The sequence below is a fragment of the Pseudomonas sp. JAI111 genome (assembly GCF_024809425.1).
In the GTDB taxonomy this organism is placed as follows: Bacteria; Pseudomonadota; Gammaproteobacteria; order Pseudomonadales; family Pseudomonadaceae; genus Aquipseudomonas.
In genome coordinates this window covers 206,588-223,381 of record NZ_JANUCB010000002.1, presented here as the reverse complement: position 1 = coordinate 223,381, position 16,794 = coordinate 206,588, and the positions used below count along the sequence as shown (strand labels likewise).

Genomic DNA, 16,794 nt, shown 5'->3' with positions numbered 1-16,794 from the left:
ACGCGGTCAACTGTGGGAGCGGGCTTGCTCGCGAAGGCGCCAGTCCAGGCACTGAATCATTAAGAAACCGCCGGCTGACTGTGCGGAAACAACAAATCCACGAACCGCTCAGCCGTCGGCTGCGGTTCATGATTGGCCAGTCCGGCGCGCTCGTTGGCTTCGATGAATACGTATTCCGGCTGATCCGCCGCAGGCACCAACAGGTCGAGCCCGACCATTGGAATGTCCAGCGCCCGCGCGGCACGCACGGCGGCATCGACCAGGGTCGGATGCAGGATCGCCGTGACGTCCTCAAGGACGCCACCGGTGTGAAGATTCGCCGTACGCCGTACGAAGAGATGCTCGCCGGCCGGCAGAATGCTGTTGTAGTCGTAACCCGCCGCCTGCAGGGTGCGCTGGGTCTCGTGGTCCAGAGGGATTTTGCTTTCACCGCTGGTAGCGGCCTGCCGACGACGACTCTGGGCCTCGATCAGCGCACCGATCGAATGCTGGCCATCGCCGACCACTTCGGCCGGTCGACGAATGGCCGCCGCGACCACTTCAAAACCAATCACCAGAATCCGCAGATCAAGGCCTTCGTGGAAGCTTTCCAATAACACACGGCTGTCGAACTGGCGGGCCGCTTCGACGGCTTGCTGAATGTCCTCGATGGTCTGCAGGTCCACGGCAACGCCTTGACCCTGTTCACCATCCAGAGGTTTGACCACCACCCGTTCGTGCTCATCGAGAAAGGCCAGGTTGTCATCGGCATTGCCCGCCAGTTGCTGGGACGGCAGGTTCAGCCCGGCGGCATTGAGCACTTTATGCGTCAGGCTTTTGTCCTGGCACAGGCTCATGCTGATGGCGCTGGTCAGGTCGCTCAACGATTCGCGACAACGCACGCGACGTCCGCCATGACTGAGGGTGAACATGCCGGCATTGGCATCATCGACCTGTACATCGATGCCACGGCGATGGGCTTCCTCGACGATGATTCGTGCATACGGATTGAATTCCGCTTCCGGACCCGGACCGAGGAACAACGGCTGGTTGATGCCATTCTTGCGCTTGATGGCAAAGGTCGGGAGGTTGCGGAAACCGAGCTTGGCATAAAGACTCTTGGCCTGACGATTGTCGTGCAGCACCGACAGGTCGAGGTAGCTCAGGCCGCGGCTCATGAAGTGTTCGATCAGGTGGCGCACCAGCACTTCACCGACGCCGGGCCGCGAGCAGTGCGGATCCACCGCCAGGCACCAGAGGCTGCTGCCGTTTTCCGGGTCGTTGAAGGCCTTGTGATGATTGAGGCCCATGACACTGCCAATGATTGCGCCGCTGTCCTCATCTTCAGCCAGCCAATACACCGGGCCACCTTGATGGCGCGGCGTCAGCAGATGGGCATCGATGGGCAACATGCCGCGTGCGTGGTACAGCTGATTGATCGCCTGCCAGTCTGTTTCGCTCTGGGCGCGGCGAATCCGGAAACCACGAAACACGCGCGTTGACTGACGGTAATCGCTGAACCACAGACGCAAGGTGTCGGACGGGTCGAGGAACAATTGAGCCGGCTCCAGCCCCAGCACTTGTTGAGGGGCGGCGACGTACAGCGCAATGTCTCGCTCGCCCGGCTGCTCATTGAGCAGCTCCTGGGCGAGGCTCGCCGGATCAGGAAAGGTGTGGCCGATCAGCAACCGGCCCCAACCGCAATGCACTGCAATGGGCGCGGTGCCCAGTTCACTGCCATCCTCGGCCAGGCGCGCCTGCAAGCGTTCATAAGTGGGCGACTGACCGCGCAACAAGCGTTGGCTATACGCCGTAGCGTTAGGTTTCATCGATCAGATTCCTTGTTCACTGAGCCACAGGTTGAGGGCCGCCAACTGCCACAGCTTGGAGCCGCGCAACGGGGTCAACTGGCCTTGCGGATCGGTCAGCAGGCGGTCAAGCATGGCCGGGTTGAACAGGCCGCGATCCTGACTCGGATCCAGCAGCAGTTCACGGACCCAGTCCAGCGTGTCGCCTTGCAAGTGCTTGAGGCCCGGCACCGGAAAGTAACCTTTCTTGCGATCAATCACTTCGCTCGGAATGACCAGTCGCGCCGCTTCCTTCAATACCTGTTTGCCACCGTCCGGCAGTTTGAATTTGCCCGGCACGCGGGCCGACAATTCCACCAGTCGATAGTCCAGAAACGGCGTGCGCGCTTCCAGGCCCCACGCCATGGTCATGTTGTCGACGCGTTTGACCGGGTCATCCACCAGCATGATCGTGCTGTCCAGGCGCAAGGCCTTGTCGACGGCGGCATCGGCACCGGGCTGTGCGAAATGTTCCTTCACGAAGTCGCCTGCGGCGTCATTTGCCGTCAGCCATTTCGGCTGCACCGTGGCGGCGTAGTCTTCATAGCTGCGGTCGAAAAACGCATCGCGGTAGGCGGCATACGGATCGGCGGCACCGTCGACTTGCGGATACCAGTGATAACCGGCAAACAGCTCATCCGCACCCTGGCCGCTCTGTACCACTTTGCAATGCTTGGCCACTTCCCGGGACAGCAGGTAGAAGGCGATGCAGTCATGGCTGACCATCGGCTCGCTCATGGCGCGGAACGCTGCGGGCAGTTGCTCGATGATCTCTTTTTCGTCGATGCGCAGTTGATGGTGTTGCGTGTTGTAGTGCTTGGCGATCAGGTCCGAATATTGGAATTCGTCGCCGCGCTCGCCGCCGGCATCCTGGAAACCGATGGAGAACGTCGACAGGTTTTCGACGCCGACTTCGCGCAACAGGCCGACCAGCATGCTCGAATCGACGCCGCCGGAAAGCAGGACGCCGACGTCGACCGCTGCCCGTTGACGGATCGCCACGGCATCACGGGTGCTGTCGAGGACACGGTCACGCCAGTCTTCGAGCGTCAGGTTCATCTCGTCGGCGTGCGGGCCGTAGGGCAGGGTCCACCAGGTTTTCTGTTCGGTACGACCGTCCGCCTCGATGCGCATCCAGGTCGCGGGCGGCAGTTTTTCAATGCCGGCCAGCAAGGTGCGCGGCGCCGGGACCACCGCATGAAAGTTCAGGTAGTGATTGAGCGCCACCGGATCAAGGACCGGATTGATATCGCCGCCCTTGAGCAGTGCCGGCAAAGCGGAAGCAAAACGCAGGCGCTGGCCGGTACGCGACAGGTACAGCGGCTTCACGCCGAGACGGTCGCGGGCGATGAACAGGCGTTGGGCGTCACGTTCCCAGATAGCGAACGCGAACATGCCGTTGAGTTTGGGCAGCAGCGCTTCACCCCAGGCGTGATAGCCCTTGAGCAGCACTTCGGTGTCGCCACCGGAATAGAAGGCATAGCCGAGGCTTTCGAGCTCGGTGCGCAGTTCCGGGAAGTTATAGATCGCGCCGTTGAAGGCCAGGGACAGGCCCAGTTGGTTGTCGATCATTGGCTGCGCCGAGCCGTCCGACAGGTCCATGATTTTCAGGCGACGATGGCCCAGGGCAATCGGCCCTTGGGCATGAAAACCCCATGCGTCAGGGCCACGTGGGGCCAGGTGATGGGTGATCCGTTCAACGGCCGCGAGGTCCGCAGGTTGATGATCGAAGCGTAACTCGCCAGCTAATCCGCACATAAATTCCTTACCGGTTATTCCGTTGGGGAGGGTCAATCGATAGTCGGCCAAAGTGCCGGGTACTCAGAAACTGACCCGGTGAAATCCTGTGAGTTTTAGATCGATAAGTAATAAGGGTTGGAGCTCAAGGGGCTGCTTTTAGCTCAAAATGCGCAGTCGCGTGCGGTACATAGTTAGGTTATGCATGGACAATGTTGCTGGTTAAGTGGCTGAAACACCTTGGTTTTTGCGTTATTCATTGGCCGATGAATTCGCTACGGTAGGGGCTCTTTTGTATGCAATAAGGAACATTGCGTATGCCCGTGAAGGACCCCATTGTTGCGGCGATCAAGCCGTTCACGACCACAGACCGGCTCGCCGCCTTGATGCTGATGACCGGCGATCTGGAAACCGCCGAGTCTCTGCAAAAGACCCTTCCTGTGTGGCTCGCTGATGCAACGCCGGAAAAAATCGTGGCGTTTGCAACCGCCCTGCATGAACTTCAAGCCTGTCAGCTCAAAGTCCAGCCGGCGCTTGATCGGCTCAAGCCACTGGACGAATTCTGTCGCGTTGAACTGACCGAAGCGCTGACGCGGCAATACGGCGTTGTATTCGATGTCGAGCATGATGGTGTCGAGCTGCCGGGTTTTGACTGTGGTTGCGCCGGATCCACCTCGCCCGATGATGCTGAAAAACTGAATGTGATCGCCAAGCGCAGCCTGTTGCAGGCGGCGATGCATAACTTCACCGAGGATGAAACCGAGGACGATGGCTTTCCTGCCGGCTCGATCGTGCGTGTGGCTTCTACCCCCAGGGGCGTGCCACGGCTGACGCCCGAGGCCTTTGCCAAGGTCTGCCGCGACCTTGATCTGGGGCAGCGATATCAGCGTCATTTCGATGCGACGTTCACGGCAGGCACGCTCGACGCTGATATCCGCCAGCTCAAATGGAGTGCCCTGAAAGTCGATGCGCACGCTGCGTACTTGAAAGGGCATATCGGCGAATCGGCTTTTCAGATGTTTGAAGGCCTGGCATTGACCGGTGGCACCGGCACGGCGCCGGGTATTACCCCGATTCTTTACGAGACCGTACCGGTTCAATTGCAAGGGCTGGAGATGTTCGGCATGTGCCTGTGGGGCGTGGTGATCTTTTCAAAGCGCTCGCTCAAGGACCATCCCGTGGACGCGTGCGTCGTGTATATGCCCAACGAGCCAACTCGGCCGATTTACGAATACACCACGTTCGCGCTGTTCCAGTGGTATTTGGGTCAGCAACTGAAGGTCAGTGCCTATGCCGATTTTTTTGCCGGCTACATTGATGAAAGCAACAGGACCGATTTTTTTACCTCCCTCGCCAACACCGAGCCTTGGGCGCTCGACACGCCAGCCATCCCTTCGACGCTGTTGAGTTTCCTCTGTCAAAGCCATGTCACGAAGATGAAAAGTGATGCCCTGGTATTGGCCGTACCGACTGCGCAGGTAGACGCCGAAGTCCGTCAGAAACGGCTGCTGGATTACGAAGAAGCAGGCTTGTTGATCGCCAACATCGCCGGACTGTTTGTCCCGGTGCTGGGGCAGTTGATGATGGGTGTCGCCGTCGGACAACTGCTGGGTGAGGTTTACGACGGCATTGAAGACTGGCGCCATGAGGACAAGGTTGGCGCGGTGGGGCATTTGCTCAATGTGGCCGAAAATATTGCGATGATGGCGGCGTTTGCGGCCGGCACCAAGGCCATCGGTTCGTTGATCAAGCGGACCGTTGCGGCGCATCCGGATTTTTTCAGTCGCTTTATCGCCGTCGAAAACACGGCAGGGAAACCGCGACTCTGGAAGCCGGACATGGAACCGTACCAGCAGGCAACGACTGTCGGGGTGAACGCCGACGCCGAAGGGTTCTATCGGGTCAACGCGCGGCGTTTTGTCAGGATTGATGGTTGCACTTATGAAGTTGCTTTCGATTCATCCGAGGGCAAGTGGCGCGTCAGGCATCCTGTGCGTAGCGATGCTTTTTCGCCCATCGTCGAGCACAACAGCGAGGGTGGCTGGCGTTTTGCGCATGAACAGCCGCAAACGTGGAGCAGCGGCGCCTATGCGCTGAAACGTATCGACCCGCGCCTGGCGGTACTCGACGAAGAGCGGCTGGAAACCATCCGCAAAATCACCGATAACCCGGTCACCCGGTTGAATCACCTGTGTGAAGAAAACCAAAGGCTGCCCGCCCGATTGAAAAATTGCATCGAACGGTTTCGGATCGAGCAGTATTTGAGTGATTTCATTGCCGACATGCAGGCCGCAGACGTGGCAAATGCCGGTCATGCTCAGGCACAACTGCACACCTTGCCGTCTCTGCCCGATTGGCCTGCGGAGCGCTACATCGAAGTGCTCGATGACAAGGGCAAGGTCACCGCGATGTACCCGCCTTCAACTCTTGTGGCTGATGAGGAGTTGAGTGTTGAAGTGACCCAGGCGCAGTTGAACAAGGGTGAACTGCTTGAGACGGTCGTTGCGGGTCTGTACCCGCGTGAAGTCGATGCGTTGCTGGGCGCAGGCGTCGTCAAGGGTAACGAAAGTAAAGCGTTGGCGAAAAAACTCGGGGCTGCGATCAAGTCCGATCGCCAGTCTGTGTTCAGGCACCTCTATCAACGCTACGAACAGAACGGCATCGGCGATGTGCAAAAGATACGCGGTGTATTCCCTGAACTTTCCGTTGGCCTGGCGCAGGAGTTGATCGAGGGGGCAACCAGCACCGAACGTTTGCACCTGCGAACCACTGGACGGGTACCAATGGGCCTGGCGCAAAAGGTTCGCCGAGCAGTGGCCGACGTGCGACTGGACCGTGCGTTGTCTGGGCTCTATTTGCCCGATATCGCAGAGATCGATTCCCAAAAGCTGGCGATTCAACTGCTGCCGCGATTGAGCGGCTGGAGCAACACGCTGCGCCTGGAACTGCGTCAAGGATCGTTGACCGGTTCGTTGTCGGCCAGTGCCGGTAAAGTGGACGCGACGCTCAAACGGATCATCGTTCGCAGTGCGACCGGTTATGAAGCGTTCACCGCAGAGGGTCAATCGCTGGGCGTTGCTGCCAGCGGATCAAGCGGTTTTTACCAGTCGATTCTGCGCGCCATACCTCAGGGCCAGCGTACTGCCATGGGCATCGTAAATCTTGAAGAGAGCGAAGGCGTGCGCCTGCGTCGTGATTTGCTGAGCAAGGGCCTTGATGATCGACCCGTCACCGAGCGTGTATTTACTGGTGCGGCCCTTGATGAGCCGATCTCGCCGGCGTCGTGCATGCCGGCCGATGCGCCGGTGCCGGGTTCGACCCACCCTCGAGCGCTGGTGCGCAAAGTCCAGAAACTGTATCCGCTATTTTCCGACAGTCAGGCTCATACGTTTCTGGACGGGTTGGGCAGCGATCATCTGACGCGGGCGAAAGAGGTCAAAACTCTACAGCAGGCATTGAAAACATTGCGGCGGTCGCTTGAAGTCTGGAGCGGCGATGAGAGTGAGATGAACTCGACAGCGGAAAAGGTTGAACGACGCCATAGCCGTCGACAGGTATCTGACATTATCGAACACTGTTGGCGACGCCTGAGTTTTCTGCGCAATGAAAAAGGTTTGTCGGTGCAAGGTTTCAAGCTCGACGGGATGCGCGTGGGCAAGCTGCCGATATTGCCACCACAGCTGAATTTCGATCACGTGGAATCGCTGTCACTCTAGAATATGGAGCTGGACAACGACGTCGCCTATTTCATCAAGGCATTCAGAAAGATCGAGTCGCTGGATCTCAAGGACAACAAGCTTACCCAGTTACCCGAAGTGCTTTCGGTAATGCCGAACCTCAAGCAACTGAGTTTGGCCAACAATGACCTGCAATTGACCGAGCAGACCCTGAAGAAGCTGTCCGGGATGCGTACGCTTGAAAACCTCAACCTGAGCGCTAACCGAAGGCTTGGTGCCACGCTCGACGTGAGCAAGCAGTTCGACTTGCGGTACCTGTCGTTGCGCGATACCCATGCCACTGAGCTGCCGAAAAACCTGTCGCGCCTACCCAATCTGGAGCGAGTGGATTTGCGCGATAACGAGATCAAAATGCTGCCGGACTGGTTGTTCAACACCCCCCGACAGTTCAGTGAGGCGCTCAACGTGCGACACAACCCGCTTTCCGGCGCCAGTCGTTCCCAGCTCCAGCGTTACCGTGACCGGATCGGAATCGGCATGGGTTATCTCGAAGACGATATTGAACGCTTGAATGAACAGCGAGCCCGGGAACTCTGGTTACCGCAAGAGTGGGCATCACCTGCGCGCACCTCAACCTGGACGGCGATCAAAGACGATCCCGCCGCGGATGGTCTGTTTCGATTGCTGGCCGAGCTGGGCGATACCGCCGATACCGAACATGTGCGCGAGGACATGACCCATCGAGTCTGGAGCGTGCTGGAGGCTGCCGAGGCGGACACGCCAATACGCGAGCAGGTGTTTGAGTTGGCGGCCAATCCAATCAACTGCACGGATTCAGCGGCGTTGAACTTCAGTCACCTGGAAGTCGCGGTGGAAGTGGACAGGGTGATTAAGTCGGCCACTGCCGCGCACTCGGCGGCGGCACAGTTGTTGAAGCTGGGACGCGGCCTGTTTCGACTCGATCAATTGGATCAGATTGCCCAGAAGCACATTGCGCAGGATCCCAAGGCAGACCCGCTTGAAGTCAGCCTTGCCTTTCGTACCGGGCTGGCACAGACCTTCGAGCTGCCGGGGCAACCGAAGCATATGCGCTATGCAACGTTGAGTGGTGTGTCGCAAGCCATGCTCGATAATGCGGAGCGAACCATCAAAAACGCTGAACTGTCGCCGGCCTTCATGCGGTTCCTGATACGCCAGCCGTTCTGGACCGATTACCTTGGTCGCCATTACCCGCGAAGCTTAGCGGCGCTCAACGTGACTTACCCGGCGAAGATGCAGGCGGTGTTCGAGAAGGCGGACACCCTCTCGACGGCCGACTATCTGCTCCAGGTGTCGGTGATCAAGGCTGAAAAGGAAGCCGCGCAGAACGCCGTGTTCGAGCAGTTGACCCAGGCCGCGTTGAGAATTGACGACCTGGGCATCTGTGCGCTGCCGGGCAGTTGAGGTTTATTGGCCCCGGATCAGTCGCCGCAGGGCAAAGCGGTTCGGATGACAGGCCTCGGCCACGGCTCTGGGCAGTGGCAATGGTTCGTCGTCAAGCCAGGCCGCCAGCAACTCCCCTGACAAGGGCGCGGTGATCAGCCCACGCGACCCGTGGCCGCTGTTGATGTATACGCCCTGCAGCCATGGGCACGGGATGTCCGGGGTTTGCCGGGCATCCTTGCCCAGGGAGGCGTAGGCGTCGGCGAAGGCCTCACGGTCTGCCAGAGGGCCGACAATCGGCAGGTAGTCGGGGCTGGTACAGCGAAACGCTGCGCGACCTTCCAGCGTCTCGGGTTGTAAGGTGTCGGCGCCAAGTCGAGCCACCAGATCCATCGAGATTTCTTCGAGCATGTGCAGATTGCCGGCATGCTCGGCGGCTGTTGGCGTCAGGTCGTCGTTGTTGAAATCAAAACTCGCGCCAAGTGTGTGCTCGCCCAAGCGAGCCGGCGCGACATAGCCTTCGGCGCACACGACGGTGCTCAGGCCTTGGCTTTCTGGTGTCTGGCGCAGTCGGGTGATTTGGCCGCGAATACGTTTGAGAGGTAAATCGCTACTGAAGTCGAAACGCTTGATGTCGGCCGCACCGGCCAGTACCACCGTTGGCGCGCTGGCCAGCAAACGCTCGCCGTCCCATGCTTGCCAATGTCCCTGCTCACGACGCAGTTGCAGCACATCGTGGTGCGTCAGGATCCGGATACCCGGATGCGCTGCTTGCCATGTGCAAAGTGCGGGCGGGTGCACCCAACCGCCTTCGGGATAGAACAGGCCGCCCCATTGCAGGTCGACACCCGCGCGAATCCGTGCGTGTTGCTGATCGAGCGTGTGCAATAAATCTTCGGGAAAGGCTTGCGCCAATTGCGCCTGGCGTTGCGCTTCCTTGGCGTTGAACGCCAGTTGCAATACGCCGCAATCGTCCCAGTCAACGCCGCGCTGCAGATGCTCGAGCAGACGTCGGGTGTAACCGAAACCACTGACAATCAACTGCGACAACGCCGTACCGTGGGCCGAAAGCTTGAGGTACAAAACGCCTTGGGGATTGCCCGAGGCTTCCTGTGCCAGTGCGTCATGTCGCTCCAGCAGACTCACTTGCCAACCCCGCGCAGCGAGGCTGGCGGCCGTCGCGCAACCGGCCAGGCCGGCGCCGATCACCAGCGCATGACGTTCACCGTACGCTGGCGTCGGGCGTGCGAACCAGGGCTTGGCGGCAACGGGCGCTGCAGTTTCTTCAGGCCAGCCGAGGAACACTCCGCGCAGGATTTCCCACTTATGGCCAATGCCCGGCGTGCGCTTCATCTTGAACCCTGCTGCATTCAGCAGGCGGCGTACCCAACCCGTACTGGTGAAGGTGCTGATGGTCGATCCTGGCGCGGCCAGACGCGCCAGTTCGGCAAACAGTTCGGCGGTCCACATGTCGGGGTTTTTCGCCGGGGCGAAACCGTCGAGAAACCAGGCATCGATCCGTGCATCCAGCTGCGGCAGCTGTTCCAGTGCATCGCCGATCAACAAGGTCAGGGTCACGCGGCCATTGTCCAGAACCAGTCGCTGGAAGCCTTGATGGATCGCCACGTAGTGCGCCAGCAATTGATCGGCAAACGGCTTGAGTTCCGGCCATAACGCCAGTGCCCGTTGCAGGTCCGGGGCGCTCAACGGGTATTTTTCGACGCTGACAAAATGCAGGCGCGCACCGGCCACTGCCTGCTGCTCGAACAACTGCCAGGCACACAGAAAGTTAAGCCCGGTGCCGAAGCCCGTTTCGCCAATGACCAGTCGACCGCCGGCTGGCAACGCCGCAAAGCGTTCACGCAATCCGTTCTGTTCAAGGAATACGTAACGGGTTTCTTCAAGGCCTGACTGGTTGGAAAAATACACATCGTCAAAGACTCGCGAACGCGGAAGTCCCTGGTCGTCCCAGTCAAGTTGGGCGTTAGGCAATACAGGTTTCATGGCAGGCTCTGCAACGGCAAGGTGGCCATTCTAGCCGATCGCCGCGGCGACGCTTGATCCATGGCAGCTGCGCACCTCATAACCTTGCCCAAGGGAATTTTCTCTACGGACTGACGGCCCAATCCGCTAGTCTTGCTCAATACGGGAAAGGGAGCTGTCCATGTTCGAATCTGCTGAAATCGGTCACGCCATCGACAAAGAAACCTATGACGCCGAAGTGCCGGCGCTGCGTGAGGCCTTGCTTGAAGCGCAGTTCGACCTCCAGCAGCAAAAACGCTTTGCGGTGATTATTTTGATCAACGGCATCGAAGGCGCCGGCAAGGGTGAAACGGTCAAGTTGCTCAACGAGTGGATGGACCCACGCTTGATCGAGGTCCGCACGTTCGATCAACAGACCGACGAAGAACTGGCGCGACCACCGGCCTGGCGCTATTGGCGGATGCTGCCGGCCAGCGGGCGCATGGGGGTGTTCTTTGGCAACTGGTACAGCCAGATGCTGCAAGGTCGGGTGCATGGCTTGTTCAAGGATGCGGTACTGGATCAGGCGATCAACCAGTCCGAACGCTTTGAAAAAATGTTGTGCGATGAAGGCACGCTGATCTTCAAGTTCTGGTTTCACCTCTCCAAGAAACAAATGAAGGCACGGCTCAAGGCGCTCGCCGACGATCCGCTGCACAGTTGGCGCATCAGCCCGCTGGACTGGCAGCAATCGGCAACTTACGACAAGTTCGTTAAATACGGCGAACGCGTGTTGCGCCGCACCAGCCGTGACTACGCGCCCTGGCATGTGATTGAAGGGATGGATGCGCATTATCGCAGCCTGACGGTGGGCAAGATCCTGCTCGAAGGTTTGCAAAATGCCCTGCAACGTACCCAGGTGCACGCGGACAAGGTCAACGCGGCGCCGCTGCCGATCCATGTCGACCAGTTGAACCTGCTCGATAGCCTGGACCTGACCCTCAATCTGGATAAGGACGATTACGAAGAGCAACTGATTACCGAACAGGCGCGATTCTCGGGCTTGATGCGCGACAAACGCATGCGCCGACACGCCTTGGTGGCAGTGTTCGAAGGCAATGATGCAGCGGGCAAGGGCGGAGCGATTCGTCGGGTCGCCGCCGCGCTCGACCCCCGTCAATACAACATCGTGCCGATTGCCGCACCCACCGAAGAGGAACGGGCGCAGCCCTATCTGTGGCGGTTCTGGCGGCACATTCCGGCCAAGGGCAAATTCACGGTGTTCGATCGATCGTGGTACGGCCGGGTCTTGGTCGAGCGCGTTGAAGGCTTCTGTCCACCCGCCGACTGGCTGCGGGCTTACAGCGAGATCAATGATTTCGAAGAGCAGATTTCCGATTCGGGCGTTATCGTGGTCAAGTTCTGGCTGGCCATCGACAAGGCGACGCAACTGGAGCGATTCCAAGCGCGCGAAAATATTCCCTTCAAGCGTTTCAAGATCACCGAAGACGACTGGCGCAACCGTGAACGATGGGACGCTTATCGTGAGGCGGTGGGCGACATGGTTGACCGCACCAGCACCGAAATTTCGCCGTGGACGCTGGTGGAGGCCAATGACAAGCGCTGGGCTCGGGTCAAAGTCCTGCGCACCATCAACCATGCGCTGGAAGAAGCGTTCAATAAATCAGACAAGCAGGCTAGGAAGGCGAAAAAACACAAGCAGTGAGGCGATGGTTACGCATACGCGGGGTGAATGATTGTCGCGGTCGGTTATGCGGTGGACTTATGCTCGGTCCACTCTCAACCGACAACAACAATGAGGTATGCCATGCGTGAAGTGGTGATCGTCGACAGCGTGCGGACCGGCCTGGCCAAATCCTTTCGCGGCAAGTTCAACCAGACCCGTCCGGACGACATGGCGGCGCATTGTGTCAACGCGCTGCTGGAGCGCTCGGGCATTGACCCTGCCAGCGTCGAGGATTGCATCGTCGGTGCGGGCTCCAACGAAGGCGCGCAGGGCTTCAACATCGGGCGCAATGTCGCGGTGTTGTCGCGGTTGGGCATCGGCACCGCCGGCATGACCCTCAACCGTTTCTGCTCCTCGGGCTTGCAAGCCATTGCCATTGCCGCCAACCAGATCGCTTCGGGTTGCAGCGACATCATTGTTGCCGGTGGTGTGGAGTCCATCAGCCTGACCATGAAAAGCGTTAACACCGACAACCTCATCAACCCGCTGCTGAAAGAGCAGGTGCCGGGCATTTATTTCCCGATGGGGCAGACTGCCGAAATCGTCGCGCGCCGCTACCACGTCAGCCGTGAAGAGCAGGATCTGTACGCCCTGCAAAGCCAGCAACGAACCGCGCAAGCGCAGGCCGCTGGATTGTTCGACGATGAAATCGTGCCAATGGCGGTGAAGTATCGGGTTGAAGACAAGGCCACCGGCCAGATTCAAATCCTCGACGGTATCGTCGATCACGACGACTGCAATCGCCCGGACACCACGCTGCAAAGCCTGGCCGGGTTGAAGCCGGTGTTTGCTGAAGACGGCTCGGTGACGGCGGGCAACTCTTCGCAATTGTCCGATGGCGCGTCGATGACGCTGGTGATGAGCCTGGATAAAGCGCTGGAACTGGGTCTGAAGCCTAAAGCGTTTTTCCGTGGCTTCGCGGTCGCTGGCTGCGAGCCGGACGAGATGGGCATCGGCCCGGTGTTCTCGGTGCCCAAACTTCTCAAGGCCAAGGGTTTGCAGGTGGCGGACATAGACCTCTGGGAGCTCAACGAAGCCTTCGCTTCACAGTGCCTGTACAGCCGCAATCGCCTGGAAATCGACAACGACAAGTACAACGTCAATGGCGGCTCGATTTCCATTGGCCACCCGTTTGGCATGACCGGATCGCGTCAGGTCGGGCATATCGTGCGTGAGTTGCAACGGCGCAATTTGCGCTACGGCGTGGTCACCATGTGCGTGGGTGGCGGGATGGGGGCGACCGGGTTGTTTGAGGCGGTGCGTTAAAAATTTCAAGATTTGTAGCGATTGTTAAATAGCTATCGCGGGCAGGCCGGCTCCCACAGTGGATTGAATTCCAATGTGGGAGCCGGCTTGCCCGCGATGCACTCGCCTCGGTCTACAGGCTCATACTCAAAAGCAGCTTGCGCTCGATGTAAGTCTGGATCTCCCGCATCGCCTTCTCCTGGTTTTCAAACGGCCCCTCGAGGGTGTTTTCCCGGGTAACGAAAAACAATTGCCCATTCACACGGCACAAACGCTCACTGCGAAAGTACGTGGCGGGAGCTGGGTCCTTGGCGCGCATGCCGTACATGGCTGTCTCCTGGTGGATGTTCTTGTTGGCGGACCCAATGAGCTTATGCATGAACCACTTGCGGCGCCTGTCCATCTGATCGACGGCACTTCGTCAGATTTTTGATGCGACCTGCACAGTTTCATTCGCGGCCTGCCAGTAACTGTGCCTGTGTCGCCCTCCGGTCTGAGCCTAGAATGGTCTCTCTTGCCATCTGGCTTTTTCGGGGTTCGCATGCACATTTCATCCGGTCGCTGGGTTTACGGTCTCTTCCTGGCCTTGCTGACCGCGTTGTTGTGGGGAATCCTGCCGATCAAACTCAAGCAAGTGCTGCTGGTGATGGACCCGGTGACCGTCACCTGGTTTCGCCTGATCGTGTCTGGCGGTTGCCTGTTCGTTTACCTGGCCGCGACCAGGCGTTTGCCCAGCCGTAAAGCCCTCGGCCCGCGCGGTGGCTGGCTGGTGGTGATGGCGGTGCTCGGTCTGGTCGGCAACTACGTGCTGTACCTGATGGGCTTGAACCTGCTCAGCCCTGGCACCGCGCAACTGGTGGTGCAGATGGGCCCGATCATGCTGCTGATCGCCAGTCTGTTTGTGTTCAAGGAGCGGTTCAGCGTGGGGCAGGGGATAGGCCTGCTGGTGCTGCTGATCGGCTTCGGTCTGTTTTTCAACCAGCGTCTGGTCGAGTTGTTGACGTCGCTGAGTGATTACACCGCGGGTGTGTTGCTGGTGTTGTTGGCCTCAACCGTCTGGACCTTTTACGCACTGGGGCAGAAGCAATTGCTGACGGTGTGGAATTCATTGCAGGTGATGATGGTGATCTACCTGTTCTGTGCTCTGTTGCTAACGCCATGGGTGCATCCGCTGGAAGCGCTGCAACTCAGTCCGCTGCAAGGCTGGCTGCTGCTGGCGTGCTGCATGAACACGCTGATTGCCTACGGCGCATTTGCCGAAGCGCTGGCGCATTGGGAAGCTTCACGGGTCAGTGCGACGTTGGCAATTACACCGTTGGTGACGTTCGCTGCTGTCGCCGTGGCGGCGTGGTTATGGCCGGAGTATGTGCACGCCGAGACGATCAATGGTCTGGGGTATGGAGGAGCGGTGCTGGTGGTGCTGGGATCGGCGCTGGTGGCATTGGGGCCTTCGTTGATGGCGGGGCTTCGGGCCCGACGCGTTCGGATGTCCGTAAGCTGAACCGTGTCATCGTTCATCGCGAGCAGGCTCGCTCCCACATTTAACCGAGTCCTATCAGAAGAACGCGGCCACCTGTGGGAGCGAGCTTGCTCGCGATGACGGACTAACAATCACTACAAGATTCAGCCCTTGGCCCCGGCCTCCAGCATATTCTCCGGCCGCACCCACGCATCAAACTGTTCGTCGGTCAGATAGCCCAACTGCAACGCCGCTTCCCGCAGAGTCAGCCCTTCGGCGTACGCCTTCTTGGCAATCTCCGCCGACTTGTCATAACCGATATGCGGGTTCAGCGCCGTCACCAGCATCAATCCGCGTTCCAGGTGCTCGGCCATTTTCGCCGCATCCGGCTCAAGGCCGGCGATGCAGTGCTGCTGGAAGTTGCTGCAGCCATCGCCCAGCAGGCGGATCGATTGCAGCAGGTTGTGGATGATTACCGGTTTGAACACGTTCAATTGCAAGTGGCCCTGACTCGCCGCAAAACCGATGGCGACGTCATTGCCCAAGACCTGACACGCAAGCATCGACAGCGCTTCACACTGCGTCGGGTTGACCTTGCCCGGCATGATCGAGCTGCCCGGTTCGTTGGCCGGCAGCTTCACTTCAGCGAACCCGGCGCGCGGCCCGGAACCCAGCAGACGCAGGTCGTTGGCGATTTTCATCAGGGTCACGGCAAGGGTTTTCAGCGCTCCGGACAAGGTAGTCAGCGGCTCATGTCCAGCCAGCGCGGCGAACTTGTTCGGTGCGGTGACGAACGGCAGGCCGGAGAGGGCGGCCAATTCGGCAGCGATCGCCTCGCCAAAACCATGCGGCGAGTTCAGCCCGGTGCCGACGGCGGTGCCGCCCTGTGCCAACTCGCATACCGCTGGCAGCGCGCTGCGGATCGCCCGTTCGGCGTAATCCAGTTGTGCGATGAATGCCGAGAGTTCCTGGCCGAAGGTGATCGGCGTGGCATCCATCATGTGGGTCCGGCCGGTCTTGACCAGTTTCATGTGCCGCGCCGACAGCTCAGCCAAGCCGCCAGACAGCTCGCTGATGGCCGGCAGCAAATGCTGCTGGACCGCCTGAACGGTGGCGATGTGCATGGCCGTCGGGAAGCAGTCGTTGGAGCTCTGGGAGCGATTGACGTGATCGTTGGGATGCACCGGCGACTTGCCGCCGCGCGGGTTGCCGGCCAATTCGTTGGCACGTCCGGCAATCACTTCGTTGACGTTCATGTTGCTCTGGGTGCCGCTGCCGGTCTGCCAGACCACCAGCGGGAACTGGTCGTCGTGGCTGCCGTCGAGCACTTCGTCGGCGGCCTGTTCGATCAGCCGGGCAATGTCGGCGGGCAGATCACCGTTGCGGTCATTGACTCGCGCCGCGGCTTTCTTGATCAGCGCCAGTGCATGCAGCACAGCCAGTGGCATGCGTTCGTTGCCGATGGCGAAGTTAATCAGCGAGCGTTGCGTCTGAGCGCCCCAGTAGGCCTCATCCGGGACTTCCACCTGGCCAAGGCTGTCGGTTTCGATACGGCTCATCTTGCACACTCCTGTAGGTCGATAGCGCAGTTTAGGCCGTGATCGCCGGCCGTGGTTCCATCAGTCTGTTTTTTGACCGTTCAACCCCTCTAAATCAGACCCGACAAGGCTTGGGGTTGAGCGACACACTTTTTTAGGCGCAGAATGGACGCCCTTGGGG

General features: G+C 59.5%; 10 protein-coding genes. 5 read left to right on the top strand and 5 right to left on the bottom strand.

Annotation, left to right across the window (positions count from 1 at the left end; all coding sequences use genetic code 11):
* Nucleotides 1-59: 59 nt before the first annotated feature.
* Together ngg and HNR03_RS08580 are read right to left on the bottom strand one after the other, a co-directional pair.
* Nucleotides 60-1,808 (bottom strand): N-acetylglutaminylglutamine synthetase, encoded by a 1,749-nt coding sequence (gene ngg, locus HNR03_RS08585; RefSeq protein ID WP_259152610.1) that lies wholly within the window; start codon nucleotides 1,806-1,808, stop codon nucleotides 60-62.
* 3 nt (nucleotides 1,809-1,811) lie between these two features.
* A complete protein-coding gene (locus HNR03_RS08580; RefSeq protein ID WP_259152609.1) occupies nucleotides 1,812-3,584 on the bottom strand; it encodes an N-acetylglutaminylglutamine amidotransferase in 1,773 nt (590 codons plus the stop codon).
* A 296-nt stretch (nucleotides 3,585-3,880) separates the two neighbouring features.
* Here HNR03_RS08580 and HNR03_RS08575 point away from each other — a divergent pair, with 296 nt between their 5' ends.
* Nucleotides 3,881-7,279, top strand: coding sequence for a dermonecrotic toxin domain-containing protein (locus HNR03_RS08575; protein WP_259152607.1), 3,399 nt, complete (start codon nucleotides 3,881-3,883; stop codon nucleotides 7,277-7,279).
* Nucleotides 7,280-7,282: 3 nt separating this feature from the next.
* Nucleotides 7,283-8,683, top strand: coding sequence for an NEL-type E3 ubiquitin ligase domain-containing protein (locus tag HNR03_RS08570; RefSeq protein ID WP_259152606.1), 1,401 nt, complete (start codon nucleotides 7,283-7,285; stop codon nucleotides 8,681-8,683).
* Nucleotides 8,684-8,686: 3 nt separating this feature from the next.
* On the opposite strand, the gene mnmC is transcribed toward HNR03_RS08570, so the two are convergent.
* Nucleotides 8,687-10,666 (bottom strand): bifunctional tRNA (5-methylaminomethyl-2-thiouridine)(34)-methyltransferase MnmD/FAD-dependent 5-carboxymethylaminomethyl-2-thiouridine(34) oxidoreductase MnmC, encoded by a 1,980-nt coding sequence (gene mnmC, locus HNR03_RS08565; RefSeq protein ID WP_259152605.1) that lies wholly within the window; start codon nucleotides 10,664-10,666, stop codon nucleotides 8,687-8,689.
* Nucleotides 10,667-10,826: 160 nt separating this feature from the next.
* Here mnmC and pap point away from each other — a divergent pair, with 160 nt between their 5' ends.
* Nucleotides 10,827-12,350, top strand: coding sequence for a polyphosphate:AMP phosphotransferase (pap, locus tag HNR03_RS08560; RefSeq protein WP_222587948.1), 1,524 nt, complete (start codon nucleotides 10,827-10,829; stop codon nucleotides 12,348-12,350).
* A 102-nt stretch (nucleotides 12,351-12,452) separates the two neighbouring features.
* Nucleotides 12,453-13,637 carry a thiolase family protein gene (locus tag HNR03_RS08555; RefSeq protein ID WP_259152604.1) on the top strand — a complete coding sequence of 395 codons (1,185 nt, stop codon included), beginning with the start codon at nucleotides 12,453-12,455 and terminating at the stop codon, nucleotides 13,635-13,637.
* Nucleotides 13,638-13,749: 112 nt separating this feature from the next.
* Here the strand turns inward: HNR03_RS08555 and HNR03_RS08550 are convergent, their stop codons facing one another.
* Nucleotides 13,750-13,944 (bottom strand): DUF6316 family protein, encoded by a 195-nt coding sequence (locus tag HNR03_RS08550; protein WP_222587946.1) that lies wholly within the window; start codon nucleotides 13,942-13,944, stop codon nucleotides 13,750-13,752.
* Between the two features lie 213 nt (nucleotides 13,945-14,157).
* Here HNR03_RS08550 and HNR03_RS08545 point away from each other — a divergent pair, with 213 nt between their 5' ends.
* A complete protein-coding gene (locus tag HNR03_RS08545; protein WP_222587945.1) occupies nucleotides 14,158-15,117 on the top strand; it encodes a DMT family transporter in 960 nt (319 codons plus the stop codon).
* Nucleotides 15,118-15,239: 122 nt separating this feature from the next.
* Here HNR03_RS08545 and HNR03_RS08540 read toward each other — a convergent pair whose 3' ends face one another.
* Nucleotides 15,240-16,634, bottom strand: coding sequence for a class II fumarate hydratase (locus tag HNR03_RS08540; RefSeq protein ID WP_222587944.1), 1,395 nt, complete (start codon nucleotides 16,632-16,634; stop codon nucleotides 15,240-15,242).
* Nucleotides 16,635-16,794 lie beyond the last annotated feature (160 nt).

What these genes read in the sequence shown, in the direction of transcription:
- HNR03_RS08540 (WP_222587944.1), bottom strand. Translation starts at nt 16,634, where the DNA reads ATGAGCCGTATCGAAACCGACAGCCTTGGCCAGGTGGAAGTCCCGGAT.
- HNR03_RS08545 (WP_222587945.1), top strand. Translation starts at nt 14,158, where the DNA reads ATGCACATTTCATCCGGTCGCTGGGTTTACGGTCTCTTCCTGGCCTTG.
- HNR03_RS08550 (WP_222587946.1), bottom strand. Translation starts at nt 13,944, where the DNA reads ATGTACGGCATGCGCGCCAAGGACCCAGCTCCCGCCACGTACTTTCGC.
- HNR03_RS08555 (WP_259152604.1), top strand. Translation starts at nt 12,453, where the DNA reads ATGCGTGAAGTGGTGATCGTCGACAGCGTGCGGACCGGCCTGGCCAAA.
- HNR03_RS08570 (WP_259152606.1), top strand. Translation starts at nt 7,283, where the DNA reads ATGGAGCTGGACAACGACGTCGCCTATTTCATCAAGGCATTCAGAAAG.
- mnmC (WP_259152605.1), bottom strand. Translation starts at nt 10,666, where the DNA reads ATGAAACCTGTATTGCCTAACGCCCAACTTGACTGGGACGACCAGGGA.
- ngg (WP_259152610.1), bottom strand. Translation starts at nt 1,808, where the DNA reads ATGAAACCTAACGCTACGGCGTATAGCCAACGCTTGTTGCGCGGTCAG.
- HNR03_RS08580 (WP_259152609.1), bottom strand. Translation starts at nt 3,584, where the DNA reads ATGTGCGGATTAGCTGGCGAGTTACGCTTCGATCATCAACCTGCGGAC.
- HNR03_RS08575 (WP_259152607.1), top strand. Translation starts at nt 3,881, where the DNA reads ATGCCCGTGAAGGACCCCATTGTTGCGGCGATCAAGCCGTTCACGACC.
- pap (WP_222587948.1), top strand. Translation starts at nt 10,827, where the DNA reads ATGTTCGAATCTGCTGAAATCGGTCACGCCATCGACAAAGAAACCTAT.